At 44.1% G+C, this 13002-nt stretch carries 12 protein-coding genes, 1 rRNA gene and 1 riboswitch; of the genes, 6 read left to right on the top strand and 7 right to left on the bottom strand.

Annotated features, from left to right (window positions below; all coding sequences use genetic code 11):
* Positions 1-261 precede the first annotated feature (261 nt).
* Positions 262-412: riboswitch (FMN riboswitch) on the bottom strand.
* A 385-nt stretch (positions 413-797) separates the two neighbouring features.
* Entirely contained in the window at positions 798-1541 is a 744-nt protein-coding gene (locus tag AC3CKG_RS18010; RefSeq protein ID WP_488529701.1) for a phosphatase PAP2 family protein, read from the top strand.
* A 90-nt stretch (positions 1542-1631) separates the two neighbouring features.
* Here the strand turns inward: AC3CKG_RS18010 and AC3CKG_RS18005 are convergent, their stop codons facing one another.
* The 3 genes from AC3CKG_RS18005 to AC3CKG_RS17995 all read right to left on the bottom strand — a co-directional run bounded on the left by AC3CKG_RS18005 (position 1632) and on the right by AC3CKG_RS17995 (position 4227).
* Positions 1632-1994, bottom strand: coding sequence for an MmcQ/YjbR family DNA-binding protein (locus AC3CKG_RS18005; RefSeq protein ID WP_017111541.1), 363 nt, complete (start codon positions 1992-1994; stop codon positions 1632-1634).
* Positions 1995-2072: 78 nt separating this feature from the next.
* Complete coding sequence (locus AC3CKG_RS18000; protein WP_167346770.1) at positions 2073-2798, bottom strand: sulfite exporter TauE/SafE family protein; 726 nt, start codon at positions 2796-2798, stop codon at positions 2073-2075.
* Positions 2799-3021: 223 nt separating this feature from the next.
* Entirely contained in the window at positions 3022-4227 is a 1206-nt protein-coding gene (locus AC3CKG_RS17995; protein ID WP_102279739.1) for an MFS transporter, read from the bottom strand.
* A 29-nt stretch (positions 4228-4256) separates the two neighbouring features.
* On the opposite strand from AC3CKG_RS17995, the gene AC3CKG_RS17990 reads away from it, so the two are divergent.
* Positions 4257-4406 (top strand): hypothetical protein, encoded by a 150-nt coding sequence (locus tag AC3CKG_RS17990; RefSeq protein ID WP_372247079.1) that lies wholly within the window; start codon positions 4257-4259, stop codon positions 4404-4406.
* A 460-nt stretch (positions 4407-4866) separates the two neighbouring features.
* Positions 4867-5481, top strand: coding sequence for a DUF6198 family protein (locus AC3CKG_RS17985; protein WP_017065874.1), 615 nt, complete (start codon positions 4867-4869; stop codon positions 5479-5481).
* A 108-nt stretch (positions 5482-5589) separates the two neighbouring features.
* Here the strand turns inward: AC3CKG_RS17985 and sigZ are convergent, their stop codons facing one another.
* Together sigZ and AC3CKG_RS17975 are read right to left on the bottom strand one after the other, a co-directional pair.
* On the bottom strand, positions 5590-6204 hold the full coding sequence (sigZ, locus tag AC3CKG_RS17980) for an RNA polymerase sigma factor SigZ (RefSeq protein WP_488529700.1): 615 nt from the start codon (positions 6202-6204) through the stop codon (positions 5590-5592).
* Complete coding sequence (locus tag AC3CKG_RS17975; RefSeq protein WP_004733042.1) at positions 6188-6484, bottom strand: ArsR/SmtB family transcription factor; 297 nt, start codon at positions 6482-6484, stop codon at positions 6188-6190. Before AC3CKG_RS17975 ends, sigZ begins: the two co-directional genes overlap by 17 nt.
* Positions 6485-6717: 233 nt before the next feature.
* Here AC3CKG_RS17975 and AC3CKG_RS17970 point away from each other — a divergent pair, with 233 nt between their 5' ends.
* Positions 6718-7818: a permease gene (locus AC3CKG_RS17970; protein WP_488529699.1), complete on the top strand. Its 1101-nt coding sequence runs from the start codon at positions 6718-6720 to the stop codon at positions 7816-7818.
* Positions 7819-7944: 126 nt separating this feature from the next.
* Here AC3CKG_RS17970 and AC3CKG_RS17965 read toward each other — a convergent pair whose 3' ends face one another.
* Positions 7945-9147, bottom strand: coding sequence for a hypothetical protein (locus tag AC3CKG_RS17965; protein ID WP_488529698.1), 1203 nt, complete (start codon positions 9145-9147; stop codon positions 7945-7947).
* Positions 9148-9405: 258 nt separating this feature from the next.
* Positions 9406-10005 (bottom strand): tRNA (pseudouridine(54)-N(1))-methyltransferase TrmY, encoded by a 600-nt coding sequence (gene trmY, locus AC3CKG_RS17960; RefSeq protein ID WP_488529697.1) that lies wholly within the window; start codon positions 10003-10005, stop codon positions 9406-9408.
* A gap of 256 nt (positions 10006-10261) precedes the next feature.
* On the opposite strand from trmY, the gene AC3CKG_RS17955 reads away from it, so the two are divergent.
* Together AC3CKG_RS17955 and AC3CKG_RS17950 are read left to right on the top strand one after the other, a co-directional pair.
* On the top strand, positions 10262-10786 hold the full coding sequence (locus AC3CKG_RS17955) for a DUF3087 family protein (RefSeq protein WP_488529696.1): 525 nt from the start codon (positions 10262-10264) through the stop codon (positions 10784-10786).
* 554 nt (positions 10787-11340) lie between these two features.
* A 16S ribosomal RNA gene (locus tag AC3CKG_RS17950) occupies positions 11341-12895 on the top strand.
* Positions 12896-13002 lie beyond the last annotated feature (107 nt).

Below are 13002 nucleotides of genomic sequence, written 5' to 3'. Positions count from 1 at the left end.
TGTACCAATCGTAGTAAACAACTGGTCATTTTAGCTGGTTAAAACCCTTGATAACGGCGTTAGAATTTTTGACTGTAGAATAACTACTTATCGAAAAATTTTGCCTTGTTCTCAAGCGTTTTTCCTGCGCTATCTCTGATCATTTATTTACTGTGATTGGTATTAGCTCATTATGGTTTTATCCAAAACGAAATGCACCCGTCTAAGTTGGAGGCATGAACCCAATAAATGGGCACGCCTTTCCAACTTAAACGAGTGTGTTTTCATTCTCTCTCATCCGGACTATGACCGTCGGCTCTGGCATCTCACCAGATCTGCTGACCTCGACGAATCGAGCGCTCGCGGGCTTATCTTTAGATTTTGCTAAGGACATACCGCCGGTGGGGAATTTCGCCCCGCCCTGAGAATAAAAATTAATAATCTGTTTTGCTTTTGAAAGCAGACCAGATGGTAATCCTTTCAATAGTGGATTTAAAGGACTGACAGCAAAGTTTTTAAGATTCTGGCCGTATAACTCGGTAAGTGTTCATTTTATCAGCAGAACGTGTCAGACAGTCTTTAGTGGGGTGATGCTTTTGTCTCGTCTGTTTTCAGTGGCCTTTGCTTTCTCTATGAACATAAGTGGATGTTGAATGTTATTGGTGTTAGCGCGCCTGTTCAGCTAATCAATACTCAAGAGGTCCATCAATCGAATATTGTTACACCATGACGGCTGACTGACCGTTTTGACATAAAATTGATATTGGTGATGCTAAGCTACGATAGCATCCGACCACTTCATCTAAAAGATTTTAGCCATGACTTCTCTGTTCTCTAACAAATCCAAAGGCTTATTACTGCTTGTTCTAAGCTTGTATTCCCTCGTACCATTTTTGATCTTTGGATCCGACTTCGACCTAGGAAGTGCGGTTTTGCCTTTCTATGGCGCCTTTATGACGTTCGTGACTTACTCAGCTGGTAATCAAGGTTTCTTGGTAACGCTCGCTGTTTTGTCTTTAGTTTTACTCATGATGAAATTTTCCAAAGCTAAGCTGGTCAGCCTTTGTTTGCAGCTCGGCTTGCTGTTGGTTCTTAGCTTTGCAGCAAAAACCTTCTTGAAGCATTCTACAGAAAGCCCCCGTCCTTATTCTGAGTATTTGGTGACGCAAGAAGTGGTTGAAATGCCAGAGCTGTTTTACGAACTGCCATTGGTAGAAAAGAACGCAGCGATTGCATCTGTGCAAGACAAGGTGAGTGAGTGGCGAACGCGTCACTGGTTGGGTGAAACTGACTATTCTTTCCCATCTGGGCACATGATTTTCGTTGGCGTGTGTCTGGCGTTCTTTGGCGGCTTGTTCCTAGAAGCGAAACGTTTTTACTTAGTGGGCGGTTTGCTGGTTTGGGCTGGTGGCGTTGCTTATAGCCGAGTTTGGCTTGGCATGCATCGACCTGAAGACTTGGCGGCGTCTATCGCCTTTGCAGGTCTTATCTATCTATTGGTGCCTGTGGTTCCAACGCAAAAAATAGAGCCTTTACTGCCTGAGTTCTTAAGATCGACCTAAGTTTCAAAGAGCAGTACTAGTTTTAATATCTGCCTAGCTCTTAAGCTGCATTTGAATCTGAAGTAAGCCTTTAACAAGCAGAAATTCTGGCTACTGATTGAGCCCGAGTTCTGCTTGTTTCTTTTTGGTTAGCCCTAAAGACACTATTCGATGTGATTCAGTGAGGTAGTATCTCAGCTCCTCATCCCTTTCTGATGTGCTTTCAAAAAGTTGAATCCACTTCATACCACGCGAAGCAAAGTAGGGCGCAGGTTTATAGCCTGGCTCTTCTTTGAGAAAATCGAAATTCTGATCGGACGCCTTGAAGATAAATGCAGGCTCGTCGTTCGGCCCCCAACCACCAATCGCAAACACTTTCCCACCCACTTTCCAAACGTGAGAGTTATTCCACTGCATTACATAGCTGGTGGCAGGTTGTGACTCGCAGAAGGCATTGAATTCGTCGTAAGTCATAGAATGTCCTTTTATCGATTGGGTGTTTGTGTTGGTTTTCTAAGATGTCTTTCTTCTTCTCGTCTTTATCGCCAATAACTAGCCAGCTAAACCCTGCCAGATTGCCGTAAAGCCACTGATAGAACATAGCAACAAAGAACCAATGCGTATTTTCTCTTTAGGAATGCTTTGCGTGGTCATTAACGCCACTTTGTAACCCAACCAAGCCGCAGGCAGTAACGGGATTGTGATGATCAAATGGTGCATCGTGAAGAAGCCAATTGGGATCTGTACCAGTAATGAAATGATAGAACTAAACACGAAAAACGCAGAAAGGTTACCACGAAGCTGATTGGCATCTTGGTGTTGCAGCAGCAGTGCCATCGGTGGACCCCCAATACCGGAACTGGTGCCAAAGAATCCTGAGAAGAAGCCTGCGATGCCCATTTTCGCAGGTGTCGGCTCTAACCTAAACGGAAGCAAGCTGACAATCACCGCAAACACCACCAATAAACCTAACCACAGTGATAATACGCTCGTTGAAACCATCACTAATAAAGCACCACCTGCAATCGAACCTGGAATACGGCCAAGCAGTGCGATTTTTAATCCGCCGATAGAAATGTTTGCTCGGTGTTTAAACGCATTGAATATAGAAATGAACAGGCCAACGAGACAGATAGGCGCGGGTACATAATCGGGTGAGACTAAAAACAACAATGGGGCTGCCACAATAGCCAAGCCAAAGCCGATTGCTGTTTGTACAAACGAGCCGACAAAAATGAGTGCCATCGCGATAAGGGCGGTCTGATCTAGGTATTCCATAAGCCTGCGAATTAGTTTTAAAGGAGCGAGTGGATACTATAAATTAAAACGAAAAGAATAGTCTTATTATTCAGTGAGGTTTATGCAAGTTTCGTTAGTTAACATTTAGATAATAACGACCAACAAAAAAGCGAGTGAGCATATCAGGATACTTCCTTTCAATACTCACTCGCTTATTGGAACGACTTGTTGCTTACGCTAGTGGGGGAGTCAGCATAAAACGTTAAGCCATTGCCAATTTCAGTCGCTCAATCGGCTTGTCATTGATAGGCAAATGGATAAGCGCTGCTGCAAATGCCAGTACCACCGTTGACCACCAGATTGGCTCGTAAGATCCGTAGTAATCGTAAATACGACCACCAACCCAAGCGCCTAAAAAGCTACCCACTTGGTGAGTAAAGAATACCAAGCCGTACAACGTCGACAGGTAACGAGCACCGAAGATCTGACGAACTAAACCAGACGTTAGCGGAACCGTACCCAACCAGCAGAAACCAATCGCCGCACCGAAGATAGCCGCGGTTGACTCAGTCACTGGCAAAGTCACAAACGCACCAATAACCACAGTACGTACTAAATACAGTGCCGACATTACATGACGTTTGCTGAACTTATCGCCCATCACACCCCAGAAGTAAGATCCGAAGATATTGAAGATACCCACATAAGCCAGTGCCATCGCTGCACTACTCGCAGGTAAGTTTTTGTCTGCTAAGTAACTTGGTAAGTGCGTCGCAATGAACATCACGTGGAAACCGCACACGAAGAAGCCCGCGTGAATCAACCAATAACTTTTGTTCGAAAACGCTTCAGACAGTGCTTCTTTCAGTGTCTGGGTGTCTTCTACTTGTTTATTGGTTGCTGACTTCGGTGCTCGCATAAACAGTGCAAATGAGATCATCAAACAACAAAGCACGCCAAAGACTTGCATTGCACTTTGCCAATCAAATTCGTTCAACATGTATTGCGCGCCCGGAATCACCGCGAACATACCAAATGAACCTGCTGCTGTGGTTAAACCAAATGCCTTCGCCGCGTGCTCTGCAGGTACTACTTTTGCTACCGCGCCCAACACGATCACATAGCTCGTCGCACTCAATCCAAGGCCAACTAATGCGCCTAGTGAAACGTAAAGCATGCTTGATTCGGTAGAAATAGAGGTAAGAAGTAAACCCAAACCGTAAGCACACGCGCCTGCAATAATTATGCGTCTTGCTCCCCATTTGTCAGCGGCCATGCCCACAAAAGGTTGGAACACACCGAACAGCAGGTTTTGTAGAGCAATAGCGAAGCTGAAAAACTCACGGCCAGTGCCGAAATGCTCTGAAATTGGCATCATGAAAATGCCGAATGATTGTCTGATCCCTAGACTGATAATAAGTGTGCCGATCCCAAGCCATACCAGTAAAGGAAAACGGAAAATGCTCATTCTAATACTCTTAAATTAATGGTGGTGATGTGAGTGGTCTTGCGCTGACATGTGTTGGTCAGTCATCTCATGGTGGTGTTCGTGCCCAGAATGATCATGCCCTGACTGCTGGTGGCAACCACTGCTTACGGCATGCTGAGCCAAGAGATCAATCAATGGCTGACTGTGATGCACAATAACCAAACTAATGACGAGGAATAGCGTCATTCTGGCCAATTGGGCAAAAAGAGATTGTGAAAACATAAGGTGTTTACATGCGCTCAATGTTGTAAGAAGTCGCGCATCATAATGACGAGTAGGGTATGTATCAAATGACCTTTTGTGATTTAGTCTATGCGTTTTATGCATAGATTTAAGCATCGCTATAATCAGGGCGAAATGTGACCAATAAATAGGAAAACTCGAAGTTCACTCATTCTGTGATAGAAGCATGCAGTTAATAATGAAAGCCTAACTACAGGTTTTTAACTATCTGTTTAATTGACGAATTCACAAAACTGTAAAAACTAATATACAAACTAATCACTAAGCAACATTGCTCGTTCACTCGACTTATCTGTCAAACATCGTAAATTTGGGCGTAAATCGTTTCAAAACTACTGAAACGCGATGTTAAAAGATTCAGGGAGAGTCATTCACATGGATAAAGATCATAACCTTCGCGAAAACTTACTGGCACTGATCTTAGGTAGTGCGCTAGTGTCACTCGGCGTTATCTTTTTCAATCAAGTCGGTTTGCTCACTGGGGGCACGGCTGGTCTAGCGATCTTCATTACCAAAGTGACAGATTTGAGCTTTGGCCAAGTGTTCTTCGCACTTAACTTACCTTTCTATATTTTGTCGGTCGCTCGTATGGGCTGGCGCTTCACCATCAACACCTTTATTGCAGTTTCGATTGTTTCGTTCGCAGTGGATCATTTGTATCACGTGATTCAGATTGCTGAAATTCATGCATTGTATGCAGCCTTACTTGGTGGTGGCTTAATTGGCACCGGCATGTTGGTGATCTTCCGTCATAAGATGAGCTTAGGTGGCTTCAACATTCTGGCGCTGTTCTTACAAGAACGTTTTGGGATTCGTGCGGGCAAGGTTCAGATGGCACTAGATTGTACGATTGTTGTGCTTTCACTGTTTATCGTTGATGTGTCACTGGTTCTTCTGTCTGTACTTGGTGCGATAGTCACCAACTTGATTCTGGCGATGAACCATAAACCGGGACGCTATCAACCGGTCGTAAAAGCGGAAGCGGCGTAGTAAGTGGAAGCAGAGTAGTTAGGTTCACTTAATCAAAGTGATTTGCAGATTATGAAAACAACAAAGCCAGCATTAATTGCTGGCTTTGTTCTATTTTTTGGATGGCTATTAGCACTTATTGCAATCGTTGTTTGGTTTGAGCTCGCAGTCAATCACATTGCCTTGTTTATCAAGTGACAAGTTACAGCACTCTTCAAACAAGTTCTTAAGATCCCCGCGGCTTTTCTGAACACGAGACTTAACCGTTGAGTAGCTGATGTTTTGCGCCTCTGCGATCTCTTTCTGGCTTTGGCCTTTGATGTCGACAGCAAGCAGTAATGATGAACTTTGTTCTGGTAACGCCTGAATAAAGGGTTCAATACATAATGAAAGCTTCTGCTTGAACTCAGAATTGTGGTCTAAATCGGTAAACCAAAGATCTTCAGCATCAATTTGGCTATCACGTTGTTGTCGAGCGTGCTTACGGTAAAAGTCGATGATCGTGTGATTGGCTAATTGGAATAGCCACGACTTTACGCTGCTCGCATCTTGTACCTTATCTAAGTTTTGATAAGTTTTAATCAAGATCTCTTGAAGCAAGTCGTCTACATCGGCGGTGTTGTTGACCTTAGAATGCAAGAATGACTTTAACGCTTGCTGATACTCAGCCCAAACCTGTTCTAAGTTCAAAGATGCCTTATTCAAAGGAGCCTCGTTCAAAGGTGCATCAGTTACACTGTTCATTTACGCAACACTCGTCTTGTAAGAAATCAATCACACCTTCTAGGCACTCATACTCTGCTACACAGAATAGGGTTCTTCCTTCTCGTCTTTGGCTGATGAGGCCAGCAGACGCTAGGCTTGAAATGTGGTGAGACAAGGTGGAACCAGGGATACCTAGCTCTTCTTGTAGGCCGCCAACTGCAATGCCTTGGTAGCCAGCTTTAACGACACTCTTATAAATAGTTAGGCGAATAGGGTGTCCCAACTCTTTAAGTGCTTTCGCTACGACTTCTAAGTTCATATTAACTCCTCAAGATTTAATTTCGATATTAGTCGAAATGTAGTCTAAATACAAATGTAAAGACCGTAATTTATTAAGTCATTGAAAAATAAACTTTTTGAAAATTATTTCGATTTTCATCGAAATAAAACTTGATCTGTTACGAGATATTTCTATAATTCGAGAATATTCGAAATTAAGGGTTGGTTACTTTTCTCATAGAGTCCGGCCTTCAATCCAGTTTGGAGTTAATTATGAGCAATGAAATGTTAACAATGCTAAAAGACGCACTTGATATGTTCGCCTTCTTAGCAGTAGAGCTAATCATCCTTTTCTTGGCGATCAGCTACATTGTTGGGATTCTGCAAGAGTTTCTTACGCCAGAAAAGATTCAATCGATTCTGAGCTCGCGTAACGGTAAGGGCTATGTGGTTGCTGCGCTACTGGGTGCGATTACGCCTTTCTGTTCATGTTCGACCATTCCTTTCTTAAAAGGATTGCTGCGTGCACGAGCGGGTTTCGGTCCAATGATGGTGTTCCTATTTGGTAGCCCACTATTAAACCCAGTGATCATTGGTTTGTTCGTGATTACGTTTGGTTGGCAAGTGGCTGTGTTCTACTTCTTAGTCGCAATGACAGTATCGGTAGTAGCAGGTTACGCACTTGAGAAGCTTGGCTTTGAGCGTTACGTAAAACCTGAAGCGTATGAATCGACAGGTTCTGCTTCAAACTGTGGCACTAGCTGTGGTGATTCTGCTCCTAAGAAAGCAGCACCTGCTAAAACAGAATCTTCATGTGGTACAAGTGCATGTGGTGAACCTGCACCAGTAATGGCAAAAGAAACATCTTGCTGTGATTCGAAAAATGAAGAGCCACAAGTAACGGTTTCATGCTGTTCAGCGGATGGAAGCGCAACGGCTGAAATCGTAGAGAAGAAAGAGCCTAGCCGTTGGATGAGAATTTGGTTCTCAACTTGGAAAGACTTCAAACAAGTTTTCCCTTACCTAATGATGGGTATTGCGATTGGTTCATTCATCTACGGCTTCATTCCTACAGACCTAATTGCACAGTATGCTGGCGAAGGTATGTGGTATGCGATTCCAGTAGCAGCTGTGATTGGTATCCCATTGTACATTCGTGCTGAAGCGGTAATCCCATTAAGTGCAGCTCTGGTACAAAAAGGTATGGCGCTAGGTTCGGTAATGGCATTGATCATTGGTAGTGCAGGTGCAAGTTTGACAGAAGTTATCCTGCTTAAATCAATCTTCAAGAACCAAATGATTGCAGCATTCCTATTCGTTATCCTAAGCATGGCGATGGGTGCAGGCTTCCTATACAGCTTTATCTTTGGTTAATCAGGTCTGATTCCTAGATAACTCCATTGATAGCAAGATATAGATAATAAAAAAGAGCTCACTTAGTTGAGCTCTTTTTTTTGCTTAGATTGTCCGTCCTAAAATGAGTTTAACAAACCATACGTATCAGACTGGGTTTGGCAGCGCAGCCGAAGTTCCGTATGCAGCGAAAGCATTGGTGGCTAACACATCACAGTGATGACGATTAATGGCATCGCCGTAGTTGTTAGTGATTCCGGGGAACTGAAAGCGATACATCGGAATCCCATAACGACGCTCCCTCTGCTGACCGATTCGATCTTTACTTGTCCATAACAGTCGGTTCTTTGCCGTGTAAGTCATGCCGTGCATTTTATTGAAGTGCTCTTCATTACTGCGCATTTGCTCGTATAACTCGATGATGCGCTGCCTAGAAAAGTTCAACGTCGAGTTCGCCTTAAGTTGCGTTCCCCAACCCATTAATACCTTTTCCATGAAATCACGGGTAACGAGCCCGGGGCCAGTAAGTAAACCTGCACCTTTACTTCCGCCTGAGGTATTGGCATTACCCACCAAAGTACCGTGTCGGCCTGGCATGTAGGTAGTGTAATATTTAGTGGAAGGGGACAAGCGTGGCATTCTCGCTTTGAAAGCCAATGAACGTTCGTCTTCAGCAAAAACACACACGATCTGTTTGACGTTTTTGCCCAGTAATTTGTAATCCTTGAATGCGTTCATCCCACCGGGAACGGGGTCACACGCAAAAATGTTGACAGGAATATGGCTTAGCTTGGGATCTTTGAGCATTCGGTTCGCCAATTCAAAGCAACTGACACCACCTCGGCTCCAGCCTACGATGTTAACTTGGCTAATCGGTTTAGTTTGGCGTTCAATCGCGATGTTTTGCTGGCGAGCGGCGATTCCTTGTTTTAAATCTGCAGCGAGTGCTTGCGAATCTTTCAACCAATCTTGATATCTCTGGTTGGTTGCGAAAGGCCAAGCTGATTTTGCTGGACGCGATTCACTGAGCAGTCCTTTGGCTCGCTTCATGTAGTCATTCTGATCTTGTTGGCTTCCGCGCAAGATATTCAATACATGACGCATGTTGCTATCGATACCTTTACCTAACAATGTTCCCTTAACACCAGAGTACGTGTCATCTTTGCCTTGCTTCAACCACTCGTTCTGATTCCCACTACCAACTCCATCCACTTGAATGTAGTCAATCATGTCTCTGCCGGTTGTGTTCTTTGCTAGCGTCGAAATCAATTCGCCAGAAACATAGTTTTTGTGGTTGTTGTCTTCTGAGTTTGAGCCTGTACCACAGAAGAATACGGTTAATACGCTCATCCTTTGCCTTTAACACGATTAATTAAGATTGGAATCAGTATAGAAGTGATATGAGAAATTTATAAGATTGAATGAGTTAGAGAGAGGCATTGCTCCGAGGTTTAATGCAACAAAGCTGAAAATAGCGAAATGATTACAGGTCACTATGTAGTAAAGAAGTAGTAACGAAAGGGCTGGCGTACGGAAGGTAATACAATAAAAAACCCAACGGAAGGCTGGGTTTTAAGGGATGTCACTTAATAAGTTGGTGTCAGAGAATCAGAAATCTCTTAGATCAAGCTCATTGTTGATCAACACAACACACTGAGAAGCAAACAACATGTTTGGACCTAAGCTGATTTTCTCCGTCCCTAAACGCTTCAAGCTGTTGTAGCTTTTCTTCGGCATAGGGATATGGTCAGTTAGAAGGAAACATGGGTTTTCTGCAATCTCTGCATCACGGATAAAGTCGCCTTTCTTATCCATCATGTAAAGCTGGTGGTCTTCTGCCAGTTCCTTAACCAACTTTTCAAAGCTCATAGTACGAACAGTGATGCCCGGTTCAACCTGACGTGTCTGTTCTTTTGTCATGCCTTGAGAAGCGTCAACCGCTCTTACTACCGCAGATAACAATGCAGACTCATGGAAGCCCCCAATGTTAGTGATCTCGTTTGAATTGAATGTAATGGTACGTGAAAAGTCTTTAGTACTTTCTAACACAAGGTGCACGGTGACATTCTCACGGTGAGATTGAGCAACGAAGATCGTGTTCATCAGAGTATGAGCCAGAATCTCAGTATGAGCGTCTTGCCCAACACCTTCTAAGATAAGTTTGCTCTCTGTAGGGGCTGCGCGAGCGCGTAATACAAATGAACGCATGGAATGTACCTTGTCAGTATGTGATAAAACGAAACAGACGTTATCAACATGAATTGATGAATAACCAAAATTATGGCGGTATGTAACTCTTTTCTATTAATGAAGTCAAATGGAGTTATGTATAGTACTGACCAGAAGAACTCTATGTATTAAATAGAGAGTGACCACATTACAAGATGGTAAAGGTTGAAGTGACCCAAGGTTTACATAGATAGTATGCGCAAATTATTAGGTGACTTACATAAGGAAGTAGTCGATGAAGTTACAGAAGATTAATAAAGAAGAATATAGAAAGAAGATGAACCTACTGTTGGTTTCATTGGTTGGGTCACTCGCCTTGTTTGCTATCGTATTCGGTAGCATTCTGATTGAGCTTTTTGGTTCAGTTGGCTCCGTTACTGGGGAAGCGACGGGTAATTTCCATTTGAATGTACTCGGGGTGATTTTGTCAGTCGCCTTGAATGCGTTTATTGCGAGCCGTGTGAAAGGGTATAATTACTTTAAAGAAGCGCTTTATGTGTGGAACCTGAAACAAATTCACAATCAAATCTATCGTAAGCTTAAACGTATTCAACCAAAAGCTGAGCAAGGCGATCGAGAAGCATTAAGTATCCTTTACTTCTATTACACTACGCAAAAACAGGTATACGACCTAGATAACAATACATTGACGATAAAAACGGTTCAGAAATCGCTAGATAACATAGTGGAGCTGAGTGAAAAGTGGAGTATAGAACTGGATATAGAGACATTCTCGAAAGATCTAGTCGCGAAATTCTAAGTTGTATGCTCTTGATTGTATGAGCTTTGGCCTATGAAAGAGGGTTTTGACGTAAAAGTAGACGCTTAAGCAACTTTTTTGAATTTTTATCAAAAAAGGGGTTGCCATGTTTTCGATGATCTCTATAATGCCGCCTCACTGACACGGCAGAGGCTACAAGGCTTCAGCGGTAATCAGTAAGACGGAAAGTTCGAAAGGAATTAATTTTAAAAAGTGTTTGACACTTAAAATTAAATCGCTAGAATTCACGTCCGCTTTCAAAGGTTTCTTTGTAAAAAGAAAGTTTCGATAAGCAAAGCTCTTTAACAATTTAAACCTATCAATCTGTGTGGGCACTCGTTGATGAATATCAAAACGTTATTACTTAGGTAATGACAGTTACTTCGGTAACAAACTTGATTTCAATGAACTGAGTGACCAATACGTTTAACGACTTTCTCTTGTAGAAAGAAATTATTCGGCACAGTCAATTCATTACCATTCTGTTGGAATGGTAATAGCTTTAAAATTACATAGTAGTTTTGAAGTCAGTATTCGTTGAGTCACAAAATCTTAAATTGAAGAGTTTGATCATGGCTCAGATTGAACGCTGGCGGCAGGCCTAACACATGCAAGTCGAGCGGAAACGACATTATTGAATCTTCGGAGGATTTAATGGGCGTCGAGCGGCGGACGGGTGAGTAATGCCTAGGAAATTGCCTTGATGTGGGGGATAACCATTGGAAACGATGGCTAATACCGCATAATACCTACGGGCCAAAGAGGGGGATCTTCGGACCTCTCGCGTCAAGATATGCCTAGGTGGGATTAGCTAGTTGGTGAGGTAATGGCTCACCAAGGCGACGATCCCTAGCTGGTCTGAGAGGATGATCAGCCACACTGGAACTGAGACACGGTCCAGACTCCTACGGGAGGCAGCAGTGGGGAATATTGCACAATGGGCGAAAGCCTGATGCAGCCATGCCGCGTGTATGAAGAAGGCCTTCGGGTTGTAAAGTACTTTCAGTTGTGAGGAAGGGTGTGTAGTTAATAGCTGCACATCTTGACGTTAGCAACAGAAGAAGCACCGGCTAACTCCGTGCCAGCAGCCGCGGTAATACGGAGGGTGCGAGCGTTAATCGGAATTACTGGGCGTAAAGCGCATGCAGGTGGTTCATTAAGTCAGATGTGAAAGCCCGGGGCTCAACCTCGGAACTGCATTTGAAACTGGTGAACTAGAGTGCTGTAGAGGGGGGTAGAATTTCAGGTGTAGCGGTGAAATGCGTAGAGATCTGAAGGAATACCAGTGGCGAAGGCGGCCCCCTGGACAGACACTGACACTCAGATGCGAAAGCGTGGGGAGCAAACAGGATTAGATACCCTGGTAGTCCACGCCGTAAACGATGTCTACTTGGAGGTTGTGGCCTTGAGCCGTGGCTTTCGGAGCTAACGCGTTAAGTAGACCGCCTGGGGAGTACGGTCGCAAGATTAAAACTCAAATGAATTGACGGGGGCCCGCACAAGCGGTGGAGCATGTGGTTTAATTCGATGCAACGCGAAGAACCTTACCTACTCTTGACATCCAGAGAAGCCAGCGGAGACGCAGGTGTGCCTTCGGGAACTCTGAGACAGGTGCTGCATGGCTGTCGTCAGCTCGTGTTGTGAAATGTTGGGTTAAGTCCCGCAACGAGCGCAACCCTTATCCTTGTTTGCCAGCGAGTAATGTCGGGAACTCCAGGGAGACTGCCGGTGATAAACCGGAGGAAGGTGGGGACGACGTCAAGTCATCATGGCCCTTACGAGTAGGGCTACACACGTGCTACAATGGCGCATACAGAGGGCAGCAAGCTAGCGATAGTGAGCGAATCCCAAAAAGTGCGTCGTAGTCCGGATTGGAGTCTGCAACTCGACTCCATGAAGTCGGAATCGCTAGTAATCGTGAATCAGAATGTCACGGTGAATACGTTCCCGGGCCTTGTACACACCGCCCGTCACACCATGGGAGTGGGCTGCAAAAGAAGTGGGTAGTTTAACCTTTCGGGGAGGACGCTCACCACTTTGTGGTTCATGACTGGGGTGAAGTCGTAACAAGGTAGCCCTAGGGGAACCTGGGGCTGGATCACCTCCTTATACGAAGATACTTACGATGAGTGTCCACACAGATTGATTAGGTTTAGAAAAGCAAAGAGAAGAAGAACTCCCAAGGTTCTTCGAAGTTTGTTTCTACTTTTAAAGTG

Source organism: Vibrio sp. QJM3NY_15, assembly GCF_057785995.1.
Note: the sequence above shows the minus strand (reverse complement) of the source record. Positions and strands in the feature narration are given on the sequence as shown.